The following is a 23,568-nucleotide window of genomic DNA, read 5'->3' on the forward strand; positions in this document are numbered from 1 at the left end:
TTAGTTGGAATCATTCAGGTGGCACGCTGAATAGCGACCAGCACTGATTTCCCTCAAGGCTGGTGCTTCAACTGAGCAGCGAGGCATCGCCTTGGGGCATCGGGGATGAAAATGGCAGCCAGAGGGCGGGGAAAGAGGAGAGGGGATCTCACCGCGGATGGGTACAAAGCTGCGATGTTTGCGATCGATACGCGGAATTTCTTGCAATAAAGCTTGCGTGTAAGGATGGTTCGGCTCAGCGAACAATTCTTCGGTGGGCGCAATTTCCGCCACACGACCAAGATACATGACGACTACGCGGTTTGACAGATGACGCACGACACCCAAATCGTGGCTGATAAACAGATAGGTCAGTCCGAGCTCGTCACGCAAATCCATAAAAAGATTGAGTACTTGAGCCTGAATGGACACATCAAGCGCGGCAACAGCCTCGTCACAGACAAGAAACTCAGGCTTGACCGCCAGGGCTCTGGCAATACCGATTCGAGCCCGCTGTCCGCCTGAAAACTGGTGGGGATAGCGTTGCATATAGGAAGGATCGAGCCCGACGCGCTTTAAGAGGGCGGCAGTATAGTCACGCTGCTGCGCGCTATCCACTAAACCATGCACGCGCGGCGCCTCTCCAACAATGTCGATCACGCGCATGCGCGGATTGAGCGACGCGAAGGGGTCCTGAAAAATCAGCTGCACAGGACGGCGAACCCCACCTTCACTCTCAAGTGGTTGACCCCGATAGCGAACAGTTCCTTCGCTAGGTGTATGCAGTCCACAACCAAGACGACCAAGTGTTGATTTTCCACAGCCCGACTCACCCACTAGACCCACTACCTCGCCCTGATGGATGCTGAATGAAACGTTATCGACAGCGTGAACAGTTTGTTCCTGTACTTTCGAGCCAAAGACGCGAGCAATTTTTTCAAAAACATCGAGTTTTTTGCCGAAACGTTTTGAGACTCGATCAAAAGCTAATAATTCGGTCACGCTAAGCTCTCCGTTGACGCCGTGGAAGGCTGCTGAACGATGGGATTCCAACAGCGGGTGCTGCGCGATCCGATCACGGCCATGTCGGGCATGCGTGAACAGGCTGGCAATGCACGTGTGCAGCGCGCCTCAAAGGCGCAACCCGCGCCAAGCTGCATGATCGATGGCGCGGAGCCGGGGATTTGTCGCAGACGTTGTCCTGGTGTTGTTGTCGCAGGCACTGAATCTAGCAAGCCACGGGTGTATGGATGCGTGGGATCACTCAGGACATCATCAGCCGTACCATACTCAACGATCCGACCGGCATACATCACGGCGATCTTGTCGGCCAAGCCCGCAACCACAGCGAGATCGTGCGTAATCCAGATGAGGGCCGTGCCGGACTGGCTGACGAGTTGCTGCATTTCGTACAAAATCTGTCCTTGCACCGTCACATCGAGAGCGGTGGTGGGTTCGTCGGCAATGATCAGATCGGGTTTATGCAACATCGCAATTGCGATCGCAACGCGTTGACGCATGCCACCCGAAAACTGGTGCGGATATTGGCTCAGACGCTCGCTCGGTGAGGCAATCCCGACCTTGCCTAACACCTCGACGCAACGCTCCCGCGCGAGCGCACGGCTCATGGTCTCGTGTGTCAAGACGGTCTCAATCATCTGCGTCTCAACAGTCAGGACAGGATTGAGGGTCATCATCGGATCCTGGAAGATCATCGCGATTCGACGACCACGCAGGCGTCTAAGCGTTTCTTCGTCAGCGCCAACAAGTTCTTGGCCATCAAAAATAATACTTCCGGCTGCAATTTTTCCGGGCGCATCCACCAGCCCCATGATGGAAAAGCCAGTCACCGATTTACCAGAACCGGATTCACCGACTAAACCAAGCACTTCACCGCGCTTGAGCTCAAGCGAAACATCCGCCACGGCGGGCAAAATGCCATCGCGCGTCAGGAATTCGGTGCGTAGTCCTTTGACAGTTAGCAATGCGCTCATCGTGACAACCTCGGATTCAAAATGTCACGCATTTGGTCACCAACCAAGTTGATCGCCAAAATCGTCAAGAGCAAGGCGATCCCCGGATAGACGCTGATCCAGTATTTGCCTGACAGGAGGTATTCGTAGCCATTGGAAATGAGCAAGCCGAGCGATGGCTCAGTCGCTGGCAGTCCCAGCCCTAAAAATGACAAGGTCGCCTCGAGTGCGATGGCATGAGCGACCTGGACTGTTCCCACCACGATGAGAGGGGCCATTGCATTTGGCAGTAGATGCCTCAAGACGATGCGCGAGCCTTTCAGACCAAGCGATCTTGCCGCTTCGACATACTCTTTGCCTCGCTCGACTAGCGCAGCCGAACGTGCAGTCCTGGCGTAATACGCCCATTGGACACTGACCAGTGCAATGATGATCTTGTCGACACCTTTTCCAAGTACGGCAAGTAAGACCAGAGCGACTAGGATTGCTGGAAAACCCAGCTGTATATCGACCAGGCGCATGATGACCTGCTCGAAACGACCGCCTAAATGGGCTGCCAGCACACCGAGTACGCTACCGATTACCAGCGCGATGATGCCGCTGGTCAGACCGACATACAGTGACACCCGCAAACCATAAAAAATGGCTGACACCATATCGCGACCCTGGCCATCCGTGCCAAGCAGATAGGTTTGCCCATTCAGGCCCTTTTCTCCAGGGGCCAGCCGCGCATCCATCAGATCCAGGGAAGCCAGATCATAAGGGTTTTGAGGGGAAATCCACGGCGCAAACAGGGCTGTGAACATCACCACAACCAACATGACGAGCCCGACCATGGCGACAGGACTTTCCGCGAATTGAGTGCAGAGACGCTTAAAGGGCGTTTGCACCTTGGCGACCGGTGTAATGGTTGCGCTCATCAGTGTTGCTCCGCAATACGTACGCGTGGGTCGAGAAGAGAATAAAGAATATCAACCACCAGATTAATAATGATGTACATGGCGACCACCACTAGCAGGTAAGCCACCACAACGGGACGATCCAACTGGAAAATCGAGTCAATCACAAGTTTGCCCATGCCAGGCCAGGCAAAAATAGTCTCGGTCACGATGGCATAGGCAATGACAGAGCCAAGCTCTAAACCGATAACCGTGACAAGGGGAATCAGGATGTTCTTTAACAAATGCACACCGACCACGCGTGTGGATTTGAGGCCTTTGGCACGCGCGAATTTAATGTAGTCCAGAAGACTTTGCTCGCGAGTTTGCGCACGCGTCAGGCGAATGATCAAGGCCAGTTTGAGGAGGGCGAGGTTCAGAGCCGGCAAGAAGGCGTATTTCAGCCCCTCCCAACTGAAAATGGAAAGTTGGAGCCCAAAAACATCCGTGGTGGGACCTCTGCCAGTGGAGGGCAGCCAGCCGAGGTGCACCGCAAAAAGCATAATCAATAACAATCCGACCCAGAAGGTTGGTAATGAAAAACCAACGATCGAACTTGTCATGATCAATCTGGAAAAAGGTGAGTTGGGCCTGAGCCCTGCGTACAGACCAAGCGGGATTCCGAGACAGACCGATATCACCATGGCTAAAACTGCCAACTCCATGGTGGCAGGCATTCTCTCGAAAATAATGTCCAGCGCCGGACGTGCGTAGACAAAAGAGTTGCCGAGATTGCCGGTGACTGCACCTTTTAGAAAGATGAAATACTGTTCGACGACGGGCTTATCCAGTCCGAGTGCGACCCGTGCACGTTCTTTTTCAATTTGATCGGCTTCAGGGTGAACGAGGATCTCGACGGGATCCCCCACCAGATACAGACCACCAAAAACCAAAATTGACGTGATAAACAACACCAACAAGGACTGAGCCAAACGACGAAGAATAAAAGCGGTCACTGGTTACACGTCCTTAGTTGGTGAGGTCATCTTTAAACGAAAAAATATCGTTACTTAGGTGCGCGCTTGGTGAAGTGCGCGAGTGTGTATTGGTCCGCGCGACCGCCGTACTGGATCCCCTTGCGAGAGGCCCAGGTGCTCACCTCATAGTGAAGGGGAATCAAGCCCATCAGTTCGATGGCTTTTTCACTTGCAGCTGCAAGTGCGGCATCGCGCTGATTGTCATCAATAATCACAATCGCCTTGGCGATCAGTTCGTCAAGCTCGGGACTTGAGAAACGACCACGGTTCGCACCTCCCATGCCTTTCTTAGGATCGTTCGTCGCAAGCAAGGCACGCAGAGGTGAGGACGTGTCACCAGATGCCGCACCCCATCCGGCAAGAATGAAAGAAAATTCCATCTTGCTGGCTCTTGAAAAGAAGATGTTGGAGGGCATTGTATCGACTTTGGTTGGAATGCCATTTCGCGTCAGGAACTGCGCAACAGCTTGAGCCGTCGCACCGTCGTTGATGTATCGGTTGTTTGGCGAGTGAAGCGTCACACCAAAGCCGTTAGGATAACCGGCCTCAGCCAACAGTTTTTTCGCGCCTGCAGGATCATAGGCATCGGGCTTGAGCTTTTTGCTGGTGCCGAAAAATGCCTCGTCCAACAGCTGACCAGCAGGAATAGCCTGACCTTCCATGACGCGAGACACGATCGCATTACGATCGATCATTTTGCTCAGTGCACGGCGAACGCGGGCATCAGTCAATGGATTTGCTTCCATTGGTTTGCCATCGGCTGTCGTGATGAAAGGAGAGTTCGTTTTTCGATTGCTATCCATGTGCAGATAGATCATTCGATTGGACACCGCATTTGACACTTCTACACGGTTATCTTTTTTGAGTTTGGCAGCATCAGAAGTAGGCACACCCTCAATCATGTGCACATCTCCGGAAAGTAGGGCCGCCACGCGAGCTGGTGCGCTGGTAATGATGCGGAAAGTGACTTTGTCCCAGTCAGGTTGTTGACCGTAATAGTCTTTGTTTCTTGTCAACACCACGCGGTCACCAGAAACGTATTCCTGGAAGCGGAAAGGCCCTGTCCCGATCATGGCTTTACCAGAGTTAAAGTCCTCGGTTTTGGCATTTTCTGCAATTGACTTGGGGACGATGGCAACGGACACCATGTCGGCAGGCAAAAGAGGGTAGGGTTCAGCCGTCGTAAAACGAATGGTGTACGGATCAATGATTTTCATGTCCTTGATTGCGCGAACAAAGACGGCAAACGAGGCAGGACTGTTGGGAACATTGGGGATGCGCTTGATCGTCGCAATCACATCTTCGGCGGTGAAAGGCTCGCCGTTGTGCCATTTCACATCTTTGCGCAGTTTGAATTCCCACTCTGTGGGGGAAATGGCTTTCCAAGACTCTGCCAGGCCGGGGTAGGTTTTAAGTGCGGAATCCGTTTTGACCAGCGTCTCGAAAACATGCGCGGCCATACCATTATTCGGTGTCAGATTGTGAAAGTGGGGATCTACAGTCGTAACCGGTGTCGAGAGCGCAACGACCAGATCCTTGACTTCCTGAGAAAAGGAAACTGTCGGCCAAGCTGTTGTCAACGCCACAGAAGCCGCCAGTGATGCACCCACCAACAACCGGCGAACCGGATTCATACTAAATTTTTGCGATTTTGATGCAGTCATGACAAAGATCCCAGATCAAAGTGGTAACGCCGTTCAATATAGCGGTTGAACAGTATCCAGACAACATGATTCACTAGTGGTTTTCACTATCTAACTATAGTTGTGCAGTTGTGAGTATAGAATCGACCTGGCGTATATAAAACTTAGAAAAGGTTGTGAATTCAATGAAACTTTTTACCCCGCTCCAGCTAGGTGCACTTTCACTCAACAATCGAGTTGTCATGGCACCCTTGACGCGCATGCGCGCCTCAGAGGGCGATGTCCCGGGCGAGCTTGCCGCCGAGTACTACAGCCAGCGCGCCAGTGCGGGACTGATTATCTCCGAGGCTGCCCAAATTTCAACGCTGGGCAAAGGCTACCCTGGTACACCTGGTATCTATAGCGATGCACAAGTTGCTGGCTGGAAAAAGGTGACCGATGCTGTTCACGGCAAGGGTGGAAAAATGGTGTGTCAGCTCTGGCATGTTGGCAGGATTTCTCATTCATCCCTTCACCCGATAGAGGGTTTGCCGGTGGCACCTTCGGCCATCGCTCCAACAGGCAAGGTTTACACAGCCACCTGGCAGTTAGCCGAGTACGAGACGCCTCGTCCCCTGTCCTTGTCAGAAATCCCCGCCTTGATTCAAGATTATGTGCATGCGGCTCAACAAGCCAAGGCAGCGGGCTTTGATGGAGTAGAGGTCCATGGAGCAAACGGCTATTTGCTGGATCAGTTCTTGCATGATGGCTCCAATAATCGAAATGACCAATATGGCGGTAGTATTGAAAATCGGAGTCGCCTGTTGCTCGAGGTCTTGCACGCTGTGATTAACGTATGGGGAGCCGACCGCGTGGGCGTGAGGCTCTCTCCTTATGGCACATTTAACGACATGTCCGATCACGACACGATGGGACTCTTTACTCATCTCATCGGCCAGTTGAATCCGCTTGGTCTAGCTTATTTGCACTTGATTGAGCCGCGTTCCACGATGGCTGGCGGCACGGATAAGGTGAAGGAAGATCAGCCAAGTACTTCGGCACTCTTTAGGCCGCTCTATAAAGGAAAGATTATTGCGGCGGGCGGTTTTGATCGAGAGGGTGCCGAACAGTTCGTCTCAAACGGTCTAGCTGATGCCATCGCCTTTGGACGTTTCTTTATTTCCAATCCTGACTTGCCAAAACGCCTAGCTGAAAATTCCCCTCTTAATCCATATGATCGCAGTACGTTCTATGGTGGAGGTGCGAAAGGTTATGTTGACTATCCTTCTTTAGGATAAAAGTCTTGTTCATTGTTTGGTGTGTCTAAGAGGGAGTTGTATTCATCATGTCTGAAATATTGCTGCAATCTCGTGTGGATGAAATCGTAACCTTGACGATTAATCGCCCTGAAAAGTTGAACGCAATGACCAAACCATTGTGGGGAGAGTTGGGCGATACCATCGCCGCCCTGTCGGAGCAGGATGATGTCCGCTGCATCATTTTGCGAGGCGCAGGTGAGAAAGCATTTTCTCCTGGTAACGATATTAGCGAGTTTGAAACGCAGCGCTCCAACAAGGCTCAGGCGACTGAATACGGTCACTTTATGCATCAAACTGTAAAAAAAATTAAAAATTGCCGTCATCCGATCGTTGCCCAGATTCATGGTATTTGCGTTGGAGGCGGTATGGAAATCGCCGCATTGGCGGATATTCGTATTTGTGGAGCGTCAAGTCGTTTTGGTGCGCCAATTAAAAATCTTGGTTTGGTCATGGCGTACGATGAAATGGAGCCGATTGCCTCGTTGATCGGTGCTTCAAAAGCATTGGAAATTTTGCTTGAGGGCAGGATTTTTGATGCACAGGAGGCTTTGCGCATCGGTCTCGTTTCAAGAGTTGTCGCCGATGATCAAGTTGCAGCGGAGTCATTGGCGACAGCGCAGCGTATCGCCTCTGGCGCTCCGCTGGTGGCGCGCTGGCATAAAAAATTCGCGCGTCGCCTCAATGATGACACACCACTCACAGCTAAAGAGCGCGAAGAATGTTTTGAGTGCTTTGATACGGAAGATTTTCGTATTGGATACAAATCATTTTTAGCGAAGCAAACCCCTAAGTTTGTTGGCCGTTAGTCTTCGACTGGTTCGATTACCAATCATCAGCTAGTCACTTTTCATATCGATTCGAGTTTAGAAAATGAGTCAAACAGATCAGTCCTCCTCAGTCCCGACCGGACCGCTTGCAGGCGTGCGCGTACTTGAGCTTTCACAAATCATGGCTGGACCAACTTGTGGAATGATGCTGGCTGATATGGGTGCCGATGTGATCAAGATTGAAAAGATCCCTAAGGGAGACGATTCACGTGGCTATCAAGATCCCCGTATCAATGGCGTGTCCGCTCCCTTTTTAGTGTTGAACCGGAACAAGCGTGGCGTGGCGCTCGATCTGAAAAATCCTAAGGGTGCGGATGTACTCAAACGCATGGTCGTCAAATCAGATGTGCTGACTGAAAACTATCGTAGAGGGACGCTCGAAAAACTCGGAGTTGGATACGAGATCTTGCGTCAACTCAATCCAGGTCTGATTTACAGCGTGGTATCGGGTTATGGTCGCACAGGACCGCTCGCCGATAAAGGCGGATTTGATTTGATTGCACAGGGTTTTAGCGGCTTGATGAGCATTACAGGTCACCCTGGTGGTCCGCCAGCCAAGACGGGTAACCCAGTGTCTGACATCAATGCAGGCATTCTGGCCTGTGTAGGCGTTTTAGCGGCGCTCGTGCATCGTGGAAAAACAGGTCAGGGACAGATTGTGGACACTTCCCTGATGGAGGCTGCCATGCAACAAACCTATTGGCAAGCTGCGATGTTTTTTGCAACGGGAGTCTCTGCTGGCCCCGGAGGGTCTGCCCACCCACTGACGGCTCCTTATCAGGCCTTTAAAACTGCCAACGGCTATTTAAATATAGGTGGTGCGAATCAGGCAAACTGGGAGCGTGTCGCCGAGACGCTTGGTCATCCTGAATGGAAAACTGACCCGCGTTTTGAGACCAACACTATTCGACTCGCTAACAGAGAGGTTCTGGAGGTTTTGATCGAGTCTGAGTTGAGTAAAAAAACAACTGAAGAATGGATCGAAATTTTTGATGTGACTGGCGTACCTGTTGGCCCTGTTCATTCGATTGAGCAGGCCTTTAGCCATCCTCAGGCGATTGCCAGGGAGATGGTGGTGGAGTCGATGCACCCGAAAGCTGGACTGGTCAAGGGGGTAGGTTTTCCGATCAAGTTTTCAGAGCAACCTCGCACGGCAGTCCTTCCTGCACCTGAGTTAGGTGAACATACTGTTCAGGTCTTGCGCGAGTTCGGTTTTATGGATGCCGAAATCGAAGACCTGAAACGAGATCATGTCGTGCTGGATGCATCGAGTTAATGCCTGTACAAGGCTAAACAAAAATCGTATGTCCGTGCATGTCGAGATCTGTTTACTGACCTCGTTCATTGACAAACTGTCGACAGTTCGAGAGCAAGGTATCGCTGGCTTTTGCCAGCAAGCCTTGATCTGAGCCCAGTCCTACCATTTTGTAGCCCCATTCAATATAGCGTTGCGCATCTGCCTCTGAGGCTGCCAAGATTCCAATCGATTTGCCATGTTTGGAGGCTATCTCGGGTAAGGACTGGATGGCCTGTTGAACCTCAGGGTGATGCTGTTGACCCAAAAATCCCATGCTTGCCGCCATGTCGTTGGGGCCGATAAATGCGCCATCTACACCTGCAACGCTAATGATGGCGTCAAAGTTTTTGACGCCGTCGGCTGATTCAATTTGTACCAGCACACAAAGTTGCTCATCAGCTGTCTGAGCATAGTTAGCGACGCGGCCCCAGCGATTGGCGCGTTGCTGGCCCGCTACGCCACGAATACCCTTGTGTGGATAGCGTGTGGACGTCACGATATCTTTAGCCTGACTGGCTGATTCAACATTGGGCAAGATGAGCGTTCGTACGCCCATATCTAAATATTGTTTCACCAAATCCTTATCGAATTTGACCAGTCTCACCGCAGGCTCCAGGTCATAGCCACCCAGCATTTGAATTTGGGTGAGCACGGTATGCATGTCGTTGGGCGAGTGCTCCATATCGAGCGTCAACCAGTCGTAACCGGAACCCGCGACAATTTCCGTGGAGTAGCTACTAGACAATCCGCACCAGAGACCAAGCTGGATTTTTTTGTTGTAAAGCGCGGATTTGAGTGTGTTTGGTTTGAGTATTGTCATGGTTGTTTGTCTCTGCTTTTATGAATAATTGAGGCAATGGTAAAGCATATGATTTCAAAGCACCAACTTCTTAAGTTAAGTACCCTGAGGTCTAGCGATATCGCGCGACTTAGCGATGCCAAGTTGTGAATGCATCAATTTCCATTCTTGTGCTGTGATAGCTATTGATTGGCGCTTCTGGGTCGGGAAAACCAAGAGACATGGCAACAATGAGCTTTTTATCTGCCGAGAGTCCCAAACACTTTCTGATCGCGTCAGGGTAGCCCGATACAGAGGCTTGCATACAGGTGCCTAGCCCCGCGCCGTGTGCGGCAAGCGTAAAAGACTGGAGAAACAACCCCATATCAAGCGCTGACCAGTGTCCAAGCGAGGCATCCATAAAAAAGAAGACTGCACAAGGCGCGCCAAAGAATCGAAAATTTTGCAAACGTAATTCATTGCGTAACTGGCTGTCATCCCGGCCGATTCCCAATGCGTTGAAGCGGCGGGTTCCGTGATCTTTGGAGCGAAAGTCGAGTGCAGGAGGCCAAGATTCCGGTGCGGGAAAATCGTATGTTGGGGGGGTGTTTTGACTCGCAAGCGAATAAAGGGTCTCTGCCAAAGTGTTACGCGTTTGACCCGATACGATCGATACCTCCCATGGTTGCGTGTTTTTATAGGAGGGACTGCGGCCAGCCGCCAGCAGAACCTCCCTAAGCAGGGACTCGGGCACGGGAGTCTGCTTAAACGCGCGTATGCTTTGACGTGAGTGAATCCCTTGCAATATGTCCATCTTAGAGTCTCCTGAATGTTTTCTGCGGGGATTGTAGCGATGGTTTAAAGTAATGCGTGAAATTTGACTTTTGGAGACTAAAAAATGCGCTTTCCATTTTCCCGTACCTTCCTCGCTGCAGCGGCCCTGTTGGGTGCCAGTTTGGCGCATGCCGCATATCCTGATCGCAGTGTGACCTTGGTTGTGACCTATCCTCCAGGTGGGACAGCGGATCGTGTCGCGCGCTTGATTGCTCCTGAACTGGCTAAAGAGCTAGGCCAAAACGTTATCGTGGATAATCGTGGTGGTGCCGGTGGCATGATCGGCGCGGCGTATGTTGCGAAAGCTGCGCCTGATGGCTACACCATCATGCTTGACGCTGCGAATCACGTGCAAAATCCCGCTTTACGCAAAATGCAGTTTGATACGCTGAAAGACTTTTCCTCCGTCATGCTGTTGCAGCGTGTGCCAAATATTCTGGTCTCTAGCCCCACATACCCTGTTAAGACCGTGCAGGAGTTGATCAAGCTCACCACTCCTAAAACGCCAGTTGTTCACTACGCGACCTCAGGCGCTGGAAGTGCCCAGCATTTAGCCGGTGCCTTGTTCAATGCCTTGGCAGGCACCCATCTTGAGTCTGTCCACTACAAAGGTGGTGGTTTGGCAATTACTGACGTGATGTCAGGGCAGGTGCCTTTGGCATTTGCGACTGTCGGGACGGCATTGCCTCAGATCAAGTCTGGTAAGTTAAATGTCATTGCTTCAGGCGGTGAAAAACGTTCTGCCGTATTGCCTGATGTGCCAACAATCGCCGAAAGTGGTGTGAAGGGATACTCAAGCTACGAGTGGAATGCTATTTTCGCGCCTGCAGGCACACCTGCTGCAGTGATCGACAGACTGAACAAAGCCTTGGTCAAAGTCATGCAACAACCTTCCGTCAAGGCAGGTATTGACGCTTTCAGTGGCGAGATTATTGCTTCGTCCCCAGAGCAGCTCGAGGCATTCCGTCGTGCAGAACTTGAAAAATGGGCGCGTGTCACTAAAGAGTTCAACATTAAACTCGACTAACCTCTGTAACGATCAGTCGATAATCAATCTCTGTTTTAAAAAATTGGAATTAAGCCATGTCTGGTCCACTTTCGCACATCAAAGTTCTCGATCTATCCCGGGTGCTCGCGGCTCCCTGGGCCGCCCAAAACCTTGCTGACCTCGGTGCGGACGTTCTCAAGGTTGAGCGTCCAATCAAGGGAGACGATTCTCGCGCCTTTGCCCCGCCCTTTTTAAAAGACGAGCAGGGCAATACGACACGTGAGTCCGCCTATTTTTGTGCCGCGAACCGTGGCAAGCGATCAATCACCATCGACATTTCGAAGCCCGAGGGGCAGGAGCTTGTTCGCGAACTAGCTAAAAATGTGGATGTGATTCTTGAAAACTATAAGGTAGGGGATCTTGCACGCTACGGACTTGGTTACGAAGACATCAAGGCTGTTAATCCTTCGATTATTTATTGCTCAGTGACAGGCTTTGGGCAGACTGGCCCAGAAAAGGATCGCCCGGGTTACGACTTTATGGCGCAGGGTATGGGTGGTTTGATGAGTATCACTGGCGAGCGTGATGACTTGCCGGGTGGCGGTCCCCAGCGTGTGGGAGTCCCGATTATCGATTTGACGACAGGCATGTACGCAAGTATTGCAGTCTGTGCGGCGATCGCTCATCGCGCGGTGACAGGTAAGGGTCAATGGATCGATGTCTCTTTGCTCGACTCCTGTGTCGCGTTCCTTGCCAATCAAGCGATGAATTATTTCGCGACAGGCGAACCACCCAAGGCGATTGGTAACGCCCATCCCAATATCGTTCCCTATCAGACTTTTAAAACTGCAGATGGAGCCTTGATCCTCGCTTGCGGAAACGACAATTTATTTAATAAGTTCTGTGAAGTGGCCGATTGCGTGCATCTTTCCAAAGATCCGCTCTATTCGACAAATGGTGCGCGGGTCAAAAATCGTGAGGCAATTACCAATATTCTGAACGATATTTTCCTTAAGAAAACGACGCGCGAGTGGGTCAAGCTGCTTGACCAAGCTGGCGTGGCGAACGGACCCATTAACAACGTCGCTCAGGTGTTCGAGGAACCACAGGTGTTGGCGCGCGGCATGAAAATTGAATTACCGCACGCGGTTGCCGGAAAGGTTCCGCTCGTGGGAAGCCCGATGAAATTTTCCGATACACCCATCAAGCATGAGATCCCGCCTCCGGCGCTGGGACAACACACAGATGAAATTTTGATGTCTGTATTGAACAAATCGCAAGACGAAGTGACTTCGCTCAAGACGAAGGGTATTGTTTAAATATAAAAGACACAGGGGAGACAACAATATGTATGACTTGATCATCAGGCAGGCCAAAGTTTTTGATGGCTTAGGCAACCCGGGCAAGATAGCGGATGTTGCTGTTAGAAATGGAGTTGTTGCTCAAATCGGTTCCATCTCTGGCAAAGCCACGCAGGAAGTGGACGCAAAGGGTTTGTCCTTGATGCCGGGTATTGTTGATTTACACACACACTTTGATGCGCAGGTCACCTGGGATCGTACGATGTCTCCATCGCCTGCACTAGGTGTGACGACGGTTGTGATGGGTAATTGCGGCTTTGGCATCACTCCTTGTCCTGCAGAGCACCGCGAGACGATGATGAAAAATCTGTCCGTCGTTGAGGGAATGGATCTCAATGCACTGTTTAATGGGATTAACTGGAATTTTGAATCCTTTAAAGAGTATATGGATCAGTTGCGGGCGACTAAACCCTATTTGAATACTGCCTTATTTGTGGGTCATTCTGTCGTGCGAACCGCCGTGATGGGTGAGGCTGGTTCGCAAAAAGTAACGCCCTCTCAACAAGAGCTGGATGCGATGTGTCAGCTGGTTCGCGAGGCGATGCAAGCGGGCGCGATTGGTTTTGCCTCGTCCTTCTCGCCCAATCATAGCGGCTATGGCGGCATCCCGATGCCCTCGACCATTGCAACCGAAGAAGAGCTTCTTGCATTGTCTGGTGTCATGAAAGAGTTCGGTCGGGGCGTTTTTATGATGGCGACAGGTGCACGCGCCACACCCGAGGTGATTGAGAAAGTCGCTTCCAATAGTGGACGTCCTGCTTTTATCTCTACCGTCCTATCGATGTACAACCCTGCCACACCGGATTTAGCGATTACTTATTACGAAAAAGCCGAGCAGGCGAGGGCACGTGGCAATGAAGTGTATATCCTGACAAGCTGCCAGCCGCTTTCTTTTGACTTCACACTCGAAGAACCCTATCCGATGTTTAGCCACTCGGCGTTTGATCGTGTCAAGAATCGTCCCGCCGAAGAGATCTTGGCGGCCTACAAAGATCCGGACTTTCGGAAACAGTTCAGGGAAGACCTTAAAAATCTTAAACCCGGAATTCTGTTCCTTGGTGATTGGCGTTATCTTGAAGTGGGCGAGGTGACGCTTGCCGATCATGCCGACTTAGAAGGCTTGACCTTCGAAGCACTTGGTCAAAAGTGGGGCATGGATCCCCTGGATGCTTTTTTTGAGTTGGCGATTAAAGAAAATTTAAAAAATCACGTGATTGGTAAATTTTTTAATCACATCGACGAGGGTGTCGCACCTTTGCTCAAACACTCTTCCTCAGTTGTCACCCTCTCAGATGCGGGCGCGCATTTGATCTATATGTGCGATGCAGCCTTCGGTTTGCATTTCCTCGGCCACTGGGTACGCAAGACAGGTGAATTCTCACTTGAAGAAGGCATTCGTCGGATAACCAGTCATGCGGCGGACCGGTTCAAAATTCCCAATAGAGGGCGTTTGATTGAAGGCGCGCCTGCGGACATGTTGTTGTTCGATCCCCAGGAAGTCGGCATGACAAAGCTCGAAACTTTGCATGATTTGCCCGGAGGTGGCGCGCGCAAGGTTCGTTCAGGAACCGGCTTGTATGGGGTGTGGGTGAACGGTTGTCTTGTGCATGACGGTAAAAACTATGTGGAGCTGACTGAGGGCCCCGGCCATATTATTGACTCCTTCATGCAATAGGGACAAAGACTTTTATCCATGATTATCTCCAACAACACAGACGGTGTGCTTTGGTTGTCGTTTAATCGTACTCAAGCAGCCAACTCTCTGAATCTCGAGCTCTATGATGCATTGCATGAGGCGATGCACCACGCAATCGATGATCCTTCAGTGAAATGCATCGTGCTGACAGGAGAAGGACAAAAGGCTTTTTGCGCAGGTGCCGATTTGAAAGCCTTCGCTGACTTGGGACGAGAACAGGCTGAATTAAAACATCTCGACTTATTGGAGAGATGTTTTGAGGACATACTTGGATGCGGTAAACCGGTGATTGCTTGTGTCCAAGCTGCTGCAGTTGGGGCGGGTTTAATGATCGCAGCGTTGTGTGATGAGATTGTGCTCGCAGATCAGGCATGGGTTTCTTTACCTGAGGTCTTATTTGATATGCCAACACCGATTGGTGCGGCCATTCTGTCGCCCAGGGTCAGGCACGGCTTGCTGCATCGCCTTGTTCAGCTTGGTGAACGCATTGGCGCTGCGCAGTGCCTGTCAGAAGGTTTGGCGACTCAAGTCGTACCCATGGATCAACTGCATGCCGCGACGCAGGCGCGGGGACTTGCGCTATCTGCAATTCCTCAGCATGCGTATGCGATGAATAAACAGTGGATGAATCAGCGTACGCGATCGGAGCTTGCTCAAGCTTCTAGCCTGGCGCGCTCTGTACTCGAACATTGACCAATCAGGCAGGGTTGTTAATGACAACCTTGCCGAAATGCTTTTGTTCAATTAAATGCTGATATGCAAGTTTGGCATCTTCAAAACTAAAAACTTTGTCGATCACAGGATGCATTTGATTAACATCAATCGCGCGCAGCATGGATTCAAAGCTCTGTCTGCTGCCGACAGTGATCGAACGAGTCGTGATTGAGCGGCCACGAAACAGCACGGGATCAAGCTGTTGACCAACGCCACCCAGAATACCAACTTGCACAACATGTCCACCGATTGCAGCGGATTTCAGGGAGCACGCCAGCGTGCCCGGACCGCCCACTTCGATCACAAAGTCCGCGCCACGACGTCCTGTCAGTCTCATAACCTCCTGATCCCACTGGGGATGAGTCTGATAGTTGATGATGTCATGCGCACCGAGGGCGCGAAGTTTTTCGGCTTTGGCGTCATTCGAGGTCGTCGCGATCACGCGCGCGCCGAACATGCGCGCAAACTGTATCGCAAAGACAGAAACACCACCCGAACCAAGTGTTAGAACCGTATCTCCTGGCATCAGTGTTCGTTGATCAGTCAGGCAGCACCAAGCAGTGACAGCGGCGCAGGGCAGTGTCGCAGCTTCTTCATATGTCAGATGGGGCGGTATCTTGACTACACCTTGTTCGTTTAGAACAACATATTCACTGAGCATGCCATCGATACTACCGCCAAGATCGGTCGAGAGGTGTTCGGCGGCGATATGCCCACCCATCCAACCCTGAAAAAACGCACCCGCAACACGATCACCAACTTTGAAGCGTTTGACAGCAGTGCCGATCGACACAACTTCACCCGCTCCATCTGACAAGGGAATAACACGTGGACGCGGGGGGACGCGATAGGCGCCCCGCATGACCATCAAGTCGCGATAGTTCAACGCATTAGCGCGAACACGAATCACCACATCATTTACGCCCGGTGCAGGATCAGGCTCATGATTAAGTGATAAGTTGTCGAGACTGCCAGTCTGTTCGAGTCGGTAAGTTTTCATTTCCGATGTGCCTCAAGAGCGCAAGGTGTACTTAAACGATCGAGAGGACTTCCTCGACGGGCAGTCTGGGTTTTTGAGGCCAGTTGCCGGGTGCGGCTACGCCGACCGCGACAAGAATCGCAGGAATTTCGTTCGCCTTAAGATTAAATGCTTTTGTGACGCCCGCGGGATCAAAGCCAATCATGGGGCCACTAACCAATCCCATTCCCTGTGCGGCGAGCATGAGGGTCATTGCGCCGAGTGATGCAGAGCGAATAGCCTCGTCGCGCTGGCGAACTGGATTGCCCTCGTGCCCATCATGCGCCATTTTCACCCAGGCATCCGCCATAGCTTGTTCCAAGAGTCCACTAGCAACAGATGCTTTCAGCGCATGGGCCAGGCCTTTGTGTGCCTCGAGTTTTCCGCAAACGATAAATGTCACCGCTGCGTCGACAATCTTTTGCTGGCCATAAGCAACTGCTTGAAGGCGTACTTTAGCTTCTTTGGATTGCACCGCAATGAATGACCAGTTTTGAAAATTGAACGCTGTCGGCGCACAGGTTGCCAGGCGAACGAGCTCTTTAATCTGTTCGGTTGTCAAAGTTTTGCTGGGGTCGAACATGTTGGCGGAGATGCGTTGTTCGATGACTTCTTTAATTGTGTTGCTCATATTGGGGCTCAATCTCATTCAATATTTGTGAAGAATTATTTCAGGGCTTTTGCAAGGAGAATCGCTGTATGTGTGGCTTCCACATCTGCACCGTCGTGAATTTGATGTCTGCAGCTCGTACCATCCGCCACAATGACCGTGCCAGCTTCACGTTTGCGAATGGCGGGGAGTAATGACATTTCTGCCATGGCCATTGATGCTGCGTGGTGTTCGGCTTCATAACCAAAGCTTCCAGCCATGCCACAGCAGGAAGACTCAATTGTGGAGACTTTCAGATTGGGGATCCAGCTTAGAACAGTTTGCACAGGGGTCAAGGCATCAAAGGCTTTTTGATGACAATGGCCGTGCAGCATGGCTGTTTGGTTTTCAATCGGCTGAAGGTCGAGCTTGCATCGGCCCGCCTGCTGTTCCTTGACCAGGAATTCTTCAAAGAGATAGGCGTGCTGGGCAAGGAGTTTAGCCTCGTCTCCATAGCCGTAATCCAAAAACTCATCACGCAACGTCAACAAGCATGAGGGCTCGAGTCCGACAATGGCGACTCCGCGTTGAATAAAGGGTATGAGTGCGTCGAGTGTGCGTCTGGCTTCCGCCTTCGCTTCGTCAACCATTCCTGCAGAAAGAAAAGTACGTCCACAGCAAAGCGGGCGCTCACCAAGACGATGGTTCAGGTGGACAGTGTAGCCAGCAGCTTGCAGCACTTTTAGAGCGGCCTGTGCGTTTTGCGTATCAATGTAGTTGTTAAAAGTATCTACAAAAAGCAAAACTTCGCGTCCCGTAGACACACGAACCGCCTCGGTTTGACTCCCGAGAAAACTTGTTTTGAAGCGAGGCAGGGAACGTTCAGTTGCGAGCCCAAGCGCGCGTTTAGTCATTGAGCCGATGAGAGGTGTGTGTTCAAGAGTGCTCAATAGGCCGCCGACTCGACTGGCGAAACCAGCATAACGAGGCATATAGGCAACCAGTCGTTCACGCAAGGTGGTGCCATGACGTTTTGCCCAGGCTGCGCGGGCTTCAATCTTCATCTTGGCCATGTCAACGCCAGTCGGACAGTCTCGTTTGCAGCCTTTGCAGGAAACACATAAATCGAGCGTTTCTTTGACCTCTGGACTCGCCAGACCCTCGGTGCCGAGCTGGCCAGAGATTGCCAGACGCAGGGTGTTGGCACGACCGCGCGTTAGATGTTGCTCATCTTTTGTGATGCGATAACTGGGGCACATGGTGCCGGCATCAAACTTGCGGCAGTGTCCATTGTTATTACACATTTCGATCGCTGAGGCCAGACCGCCACTTTCATCAGCCCCAGTACCCGGCGCAGTTTCGACGCCGGTCATCGGATCGCGCAAGACGTTCCATGCCGACCAGTCCAAGGCCGTTGGTGTTGAAGACACTTTATAGCCTGGTGCAAAACGGAAGTTACTGCGATCATCCATCTTGGGTGGATGGATCATTTTGTTGGGACTGAATCTGTTTTCAGGATCAAATAGGTTTTTGATTTCGGCAAAAGCCTGATGAATTTTGGGTCCGTATTGCCAGGACACCCATTCGCCCCGGCATAAACCATCACCATGTTCGCCAGACAAGGCACCCTTGTACTCGCGAACGAGCGTAGCGGTTTCCTCGGCGATCGCACGCATCTGGGCGGCACCTTCTCGTCGCATATCCAAAATCGGTCGGACATGCAGGGTGCCTACGCTGGCGTGTGCGTACCAGGTCCCTTCAGTACCGTAGCGGTTGAACACTTCAGTTAGTCGACTCGTGTAGTCTGCCAAATGTTCAAGGGGGACGGCGCAGTCCTCGACAAAGGAGACTGGCTTGCCGTCACCTTTCATGCTCATCATGATGTTCAAGCCGGCTTTGCGTACATCCCAAAGCGCTTTTTGCGCTTTTGCATCAGGCATTTTCACTAAGCAATTTGGCAGTCCTAGATCGCAAAGCAGGGTGTCGAGTTCATCGAGTTTTTTGATGAGCGCCGCTTGATCTTGTCCGGCAAATTCAACAAGCAAAATTGCCGCAGGGGATCCGACCAGGGCTTTTTCAATGACAGGTCTGAACGAAGGATTCTCCATGGCCAAGTCGATCATCGTCCGGTCGACCAGTTCCACCGCAGTGGGTTTGAGTTTGACCAGATGTTGCGTGGTCGCCATGGCCTGATAAAAACTTTCGAAGTTCACGACGCCGAGAGCTTTGTGTTCGGGCAGTAGCGAAAGTTTCAATGTGATCTGGCGACTGTAGGCAAGTGTGCCCTCTGAGCCAACGAGCAGGTGGGACAGGTTTGCAATACCATCGTCGGTGTAGGCACGAGGGTTTTGACAGTCAAACAGGTCGATGTTGTAACCCGCGACTCGTCTCAACACTTTTGGAATACGTTCGGCGAGCTCGCCGCGTTCGCGGGTCGCAATTGTTTTAAGCGTCTCGAGTATCCCTTCGAGCCTCGCGCCCTTGACTGGATCTTTCAATGACCCAAAGTAGGCTTGCGTGCCGTCGGCGAGCACTGCATCAATGCCCAGAACGTTGTGAACCATGTTGCCGTATTCAATCGAACGCGAGCCACATGAGTTGTTACCAGCCATCCCGCCAAGGGTGCATTGCGCGCTCGTTGATACATCGACAGGAAACCACAAGCCATAGGGCTTGAGCCAGGCGTTGAGATGGTCCAGCACAATACCTGGTTCGACTGTGACAGTGCGAGCATCTTTGTCGAAATCCACGACGTTGCAAAGCCAGCGACTGTTATCGATGATGAGCGCATCGCCCACCGTTTGTCCGCATTGACTGGTGCCCGCGCCTCTAGACAAGATGGCGACTTTTTGGTCGCGAGCGATGTCGAGTGCGCGCAGCACATCTGCTTGATCGCGCGGAACAACCACACCGATTGGTGTGATTTGGTAGATCGAGGCGTCGGTTGAATAGCGCCCGCGACTGGCACTATCGAACAACACATCCCCGCGCAATTCTTTTGTTAAAAGCTTTGCTAGAGGGGAGTGTGTGCCTGATCGGGTCGCGGTAAAGTAAACCGGTTTAGGAATCGATGGGGATGCGACTGCGCTCATGATGCTTTTGCAAAATAGTCCATGCCAGCTGCCACACCGCTGCCTGCGAGTTTGATGCCTGAAAGCTTCAAGCCCATTTCAATACCTGTCAGCGTTGCGAGCAAGGTTAAATCATTGCTATCGCCCAAGTGTCCAATGCGGAACATGCGGCCTTTGAGTTTGCCAAGGCCCGTGCCAAGAGAGAGGTCAAAACGCTGCTGGACCAGTTTGCGAATAGCATCGGCATCCACACCCACGGGCGTGATCACGCCTGTCAGGATAGGGGAGTACACGGCAGGATCCGCACACTGAATAGGTAATCCCCAGGCATTGACCGCGGCGCGCACACCAGCTGCCCAGCGCTGATGTCGGGCAAACACATTTTCCATCCCTTCTTCAGTCAGCATATCAATCGCTTCGGACAAACCGTACAGCAAATTGGTGCTTGAAGTGTAGGGCCAGTAGCCGTCTTTATTCATTTCAACGATTTCGTCCCAGGCCCAGAAGGACCGAGGCAGATTCGCTGTCTTTGAGGCTTCGATCGCTCGAGGAGAAAGAGCGTTGAAGCTAATGCCGGGTGGCAGCATCAAACCTTTTTGTGAGCCACTGATCGACACATCGATGCCCCACTGGTCGTGCCTGAAATCCGCGCTTGCCAAGCCTGAAATGGTGTCCACCATGAGCAACGCTGGATGTTTTGCATCATCCATGGCTTTGCGCACCGCAGCAATATCGGAGGTCACCCCTGTCGAGGTTTCATTGTGAACCACACAGACAGCCTTGATACTGTGAGACTTGTCCTGGACCAGACGCGCATGGATCATGTCGGCTTGAACGCCGCGTCTCCATCCGGGTGCGTTGGGCAAGTGGTCGTCTTGGCCCTGCCAAGAAAGGAGCTCTGTCTTCAGACCGATCCGGGTCGCAAGTTTGTTCCAGAGCGAAGCAAATTGACCCGTCTCGAACATCAGTACATGGTCTCCGGCACTCAAGGTGTTGACCAAGGCAGCTTCCCATGCGCCTGTTCCGGAAGCAGGATAAATCACAACAGGATGTTCAGTTTTAAAAATCGTTTTCATCCCCTCCAGTACTTTGCGGCCAAGGGCGCCAAACTCCGGTCCGCGATGGTCGATCGTGGGCAAACTAATTGCGCGCAAAATACGATCTGGCACGGGGCTGGGGCCGGGTATTTGCAGAAAATGGCGACCAGTAGGGTGAAAATTAAGTTTAAGCATGAAAGCTCCAGATTGGACGTTTTGAGAAAAATACCACAAGGCGTCACTGGAGTGGCTTAAAACACTCTACTCAAGCACCAATCCGGTGCGTAGTCTGAATGTTTCGATATCATTTTGTTTGTCAATATCAAAAACAAAGTGATCGGAGTCTGCCTGAAAGGGATGCACCAGCTCCGGGTGTGATGCGATGAAGTCGCGACAGGTCATACCTGATGCGAGTACCTGTCTGATCGTTTGCGCACTCACCACAACGGGATTGCCACGTTGTGCTTTGTAGAGGGGGTAGACGATTGAGCGGTCCAGAGGACGGTTGTTAAAAGCACGCAAACATGTTTGGTAGTCACTGCTCGCCATGAGTGGCTGGTCGGCCAGGGCAATCAGCACTGGCGTTTCACGATTGTGTTGTGACAGTGCATGAAGACCCAGCGTGACAGAGGACTGCTGTCCGCGCTCCGGTTGTTCATTTCGAACAATCTCAACGGAGGTATCAAGGCTAGTTTGCATGCGTCTGATTTCTGCCTCGATCTCCTCAAAGTAATGACCGGTGACGATGACAATGTGAGAGGCGCCAGCCTCTTGGAGAGCGATAAGTTGCCGCGAAATTAAAGTTTGATCGCCAATGCGCAGCAGGCCTTTGGGAATGCGGCCCAGCCGCGAACCTTCGCCCGCGGCAAGGAGGAGGGCGCTAAATTGTTCGGAATCAACAGATCGCATCTTCGCAGCCGTCGTTGGAACTTCAGGTGATCGGTGCAGGGTTAAACAATACAAGCGAGTTGTGTATTTTCCAGTGTTCCGCCCAGGTTTTCTTCCCACTCGCGACATCGAGCATCAGATGGAAAATTTCCCAGCCTAGCGCATCCAGGTCCAGTTCGCCGTCTGCGACACGCCCCGCGTTCACATCCATCAGATCATGCCAACGGCGCGCCAGATCGGAACGCGTTGCGACTTTAATCACGGGACAGTGGGCAAGACCGTATGGTGTGCCTCGACCTGTCGTGAAAATGTGAAGATTCATGCCTGCAGCCAATTGCAACGTGCCGCAGATAAAGTCGCTCGCGGGTGTCGCAGCGTAAATCAGGCCGCGCTGATTGCGAGCGAGTTTCTCTCCGGGGGACAGGACGCTTGAAATGGGTGCGGTGCCGCTTTTGATGATCGAGCCCATGGCCTTTTCCACAATATTGGCCAAGCCTCCGGCTTTATTACCCGGCGTCGTATTGGCGCTGCGGTCCACCTTTGCTCTGGCGAGGTAACGGTCGTACCAGTCAAGTTCAGCCACAATTTCACGAGCGATCTCGGGCGTCGCCGCGCGTGAAGTCAACTGGTCCACACCATCCCTTACTTCAGTATTTTCACTAAACATCACAGTGGCACCGGCGCGAACAAGCAAATCGGCCGCTTTGCCAAGGGCGGGGTTGGCAGTCACGCCGCTCAAGGCATCGCTGCCTCCACATTGCATCCCCACTACCAGTTCACTGGCGGGAACCGTCTCGCGCTTGCGTTGATTCAGGCGTTTAAGATGCACATCCGCTTCAGCCATGATGGCATCTATCATCGACATGAAGCCCACATGCTTTGGATCTTGCAAACAAACGGTGTCCACGCCGCTTGAACGATCATCTTTGATTGGAAAACTGCCGGGAGGCATGAGGCGGTCAGGTTGCAGCTTTTCACAGCCTAAGCTTACGACCATCACCTCGCCGCCAAAGTTTGGGTTCAGGCTGATGTTTCTGACAGTGCGAATAGGAATAATGGCCTCGGGCGCATCAATCGCAACGCCACAGCCATAGGCGTGCTCCAGACCAACGACATCGTCCACATTCGGATATTTGGGTAAGAGCTCATTTTTGATGCGGTCAACAGCAAAGTCCACCACGCCGGCCACACATTGAACAGTGGTGGTGATGCCCAGCAGATTACGGGTCCCCACCGAGCCGTCCGCGTTGCGATAGCCTTGAAACGTGTAGCCTTCGAGCGGCTCGCCCAGATCTGGCTTGACTGTAGCGAAAGGGAGGTTTTCAAAGTTTCTGGCCTCGGGCATCCGAAGGAGTCGCTCGTGTATCCAGCTACCGGCTGGTATGTCTTTTAGTGCAAAGCCGATCGTGACACCGTAGCGCGTCACGGGCTGATCTTTTTTGAAATCAATCAGGGCAACTTTGTGCGCCTGGGGGACTTTGTCCTTGAGGACCAGTCCGTCTAAAACGACAGTTCCTGCTGCAAGCCCGCCATCATTGCCTACAATCGCAACGTTGTCGTTTGGGTGCATTTTGATTAAAAGAGGCTTTGGGGTGTCTGATGAAGTGACCATGGCTCTGTTTTTTAACGATAATGTCAATACATCTTATACCGATCATTCTT

At 51.9% G+C, this 23,568-nt stretch carries 20 protein-coding genes; 7 read left to right on the forward strand and 13 right to left on the reverse strand.

Annotated features, from left to right (window positions below):
• The 5 genes from QWY27_RS14130 to QWY27_RS14150 are packed head-to-tail and all read right to left on the reverse strand — an operon-like array spanning position 1 to position 5,531.
• Positions 1–1,032 carry an ABC transporter ATP-binding protein gene (locus QWY27_RS14130; protein WP_435433489.1) on the reverse strand — a complete coding sequence of 344 codons (1,032 nt, stop codon included), beginning with the start codon at positions 1,030–1,032 and terminating at the stop codon, positions 1–3.
• Complete coding sequence (locus tag QWY27_RS14135) at positions 978–1,973, reverse strand: ABC transporter ATP-binding protein (protein ID WP_290199067.1); 996 nt, start codon at positions 1,971–1,973, stop codon at positions 978–980. The genes QWY27_RS14130 and QWY27_RS14135 overlap by 55 nt, the downstream gene beginning before the upstream one ends.
• Positions 1,970–2,872 carry an ABC transporter permease gene (locus QWY27_RS14140; protein ID WP_290199068.1) on the reverse strand — a complete coding sequence of 301 codons (903 nt, stop codon included), beginning with the start codon at positions 2,870–2,872 and terminating at the stop codon, positions 1,970–1,972. Before QWY27_RS14140 ends, QWY27_RS14135 begins: the two co-directional genes overlap by 4 nt.
• A complete protein-coding gene (locus tag QWY27_RS14145) occupies positions 2,872–3,846 on the reverse strand; it encodes an ABC transporter permease (protein WP_290199069.1) in 975 nt (324 codons plus the stop codon). The genes QWY27_RS14140 and QWY27_RS14145 overlap by 1 nt, the downstream gene beginning before the upstream one ends.
• Before the next feature lie 50 nt (positions 3,847–3,896).
• Positions 3,897–5,531, reverse strand: coding sequence for an ABC transporter substrate-binding protein (locus QWY27_RS14150; RefSeq protein WP_290199070.1), 1,635 nt, complete (start codon positions 5,529–5,531; stop codon positions 3,897–3,899).
• 164 nt (positions 5,532–5,695) lie between these two features.
• Here QWY27_RS14150 and QWY27_RS14155 point away from each other — a divergent pair, with 164 nt between their 5' ends.
• The 3 genes from QWY27_RS14155 (at position 5,696) to QWY27_RS14165 (ending at position 8,911) form a co-directional block, all read left to right on the forward strand.
• Positions 5,696–6,787 carry an alkene reductase gene (locus QWY27_RS14155; RefSeq protein ID WP_290199071.1) on the forward strand — a complete coding sequence of 364 codons (1,092 nt, stop codon included), beginning with the start codon at positions 5,696–5,698 and terminating at the stop codon, positions 6,785–6,787.
• Between the two features lie 47 nt (positions 6,788–6,834).
• The gene (locus QWY27_RS14160; protein WP_290199072.1) at positions 6,835–7,614 is read left to right on the forward strand and encodes an enoyl-CoA hydratase/isomerase family protein; all 780 of its coding nucleotides are present in this window, start codon (positions 6,835–6,837) and stop codon (positions 7,612–7,614) included.
• A 64-nt stretch (positions 7,615–7,678) separates the two neighbouring features.
• On the forward strand, positions 7,679–8,911 hold the full coding sequence (locus tag QWY27_RS14165) for a CaiB/BaiF CoA transferase family protein (RefSeq protein ID WP_290199073.1): 1,233 nt from the start codon (positions 7,679–7,681) through the stop codon (positions 8,909–8,911).
• 52 nt (positions 8,912–8,963) lie between these two features.
• Here QWY27_RS14165 and QWY27_RS14170 read toward each other — a convergent pair whose 3' ends face one another.
• Positions 8,964–9,752 carry an HpcH/HpaI aldolase family protein gene (locus QWY27_RS14170; RefSeq protein ID WP_290199074.1) on the reverse strand — a complete coding sequence of 263 codons (789 nt, stop codon included), beginning with the start codon at positions 9,750–9,752 and terminating at the stop codon, positions 8,964–8,966.
• A 109-nt stretch (positions 9,753–9,861) separates the two neighbouring features.
• Positions 9,862–10,524 carry a nitroreductase gene (locus QWY27_RS14175; protein ID WP_290199075.1) on the reverse strand — a complete coding sequence of 221 codons (663 nt, stop codon included), beginning with the start codon at positions 10,522–10,524 and terminating at the stop codon, positions 9,862–9,864.
• A gap of 84 nt (positions 10,525–10,608) precedes the next feature.
• Here QWY27_RS14175 and QWY27_RS14180 point away from each other — a divergent pair, with 84 nt between their 5' ends.
• The 4 genes from QWY27_RS14180 to QWY27_RS14195 are packed head-to-tail and all read left to right on the forward strand — an operon-like array spanning position 10,609 to position 15,282.
• Positions 10,609–11,571 (forward strand): tripartite tricarboxylate transporter substrate binding protein, encoded by a 963-nt coding sequence (locus QWY27_RS14180; protein WP_290199076.1) that lies wholly within the window; start codon positions 10,609–10,611, stop codon positions 11,569–11,571.
• Between the two features lie 56 nt (positions 11,572–11,627).
• A complete protein-coding gene (locus QWY27_RS14185) occupies positions 11,628–12,851 on the forward strand; it encodes a CaiB/BaiF CoA transferase family protein (RefSeq protein ID WP_290199077.1) in 1,224 nt (407 codons plus the stop codon).
• 28 nt (positions 12,852–12,879) lie between these two features.
• Complete coding sequence (locus tag QWY27_RS14190; RefSeq protein WP_290199078.1) at positions 12,880–14,568, forward strand: N-acyl-D-amino-acid deacylase family protein; 1,689 nt, start codon at positions 12,880–12,882, stop codon at positions 14,566–14,568.
• Positions 14,569–14,586: 18 nt separating this feature from the next.
• Complete coding sequence (locus QWY27_RS14195) at positions 14,587–15,282, forward strand: enoyl-CoA hydratase/isomerase family protein (RefSeq protein WP_290199079.1); 696 nt, start codon at positions 14,587–14,589, stop codon at positions 15,280–15,282.
• A 4-nt stretch (positions 15,283–15,286) separates the two neighbouring features.
• On the opposite strand, the gene QWY27_RS14200 is transcribed toward QWY27_RS14195, so the two are convergent.
• The 6 genes from QWY27_RS14200 to garD all read right to left on the reverse strand — a co-directional run bounded on the left by QWY27_RS14200 (position 15,287) and on the right by garD (position 23,518).
• A complete protein-coding gene (locus QWY27_RS14200) occupies positions 15,287–16,303 on the reverse strand; it encodes a zinc-dependent alcohol dehydrogenase family protein (protein ID WP_290199080.1) in 1,017 nt (338 codons plus the stop codon).
• A gap of 31 nt (positions 16,304–16,334) precedes the next feature.
• Positions 16,335–16,952: a nitroreductase family protein gene (locus QWY27_RS14205; protein WP_290199081.1), complete on the reverse strand. Its 618-nt coding sequence runs from the start codon at positions 16,950–16,952 to the stop codon at positions 16,335–16,337.
• Positions 16,953–16,987: 35 nt separating this feature from the next.
• The gene (locus tag QWY27_RS14210) at positions 16,988–20,002 is read right to left on the reverse strand and encodes an FAD-binding and (Fe-S)-binding domain-containing protein (RefSeq protein ID WP_290199082.1); all 3,015 of its coding nucleotides are present in this window, start codon (positions 20,000–20,002) and stop codon (positions 16,988–16,990) included.
• A complete protein-coding gene (locus QWY27_RS14215; protein WP_290199083.1) occupies positions 19,999–21,213 on the reverse strand; it encodes a pyridoxal-phosphate-dependent aminotransferase family protein in 1,215 nt (404 codons plus the stop codon). Before QWY27_RS14215 ends, QWY27_RS14210 begins: the two co-directional genes overlap by 4 nt.
• 66 nt (positions 21,214–21,279) lie before the next feature.
• Positions 21,280–21,927, reverse strand: coding sequence for a nucleotidyltransferase family protein (locus QWY27_RS14220; protein ID WP_290199084.1), 648 nt, complete (start codon positions 21,925–21,927; stop codon positions 21,280–21,282).
• Positions 21,928–21,949: 22 nt separating this feature from the next.
• The gene (gene garD / locus QWY27_RS14225) at positions 21,950–23,518 is read right to left on the reverse strand and encodes a galactarate dehydratase (RefSeq protein WP_290199085.1); all 1,569 of its coding nucleotides are present in this window, start codon (positions 23,516–23,518) and stop codon (positions 21,950–21,952) included.
• Positions 23,519–23,568: the final 50 nt, after the last annotated feature.

It is taken from the genome of Zwartia vadi, assembly GCF_030410375.1.
Lineage (GTDB): Bacteria > Pseudomonadota > Gammaproteobacteria > Burkholderiales > Burkholderiaceae_B > Zwartia > Zwartia vadi.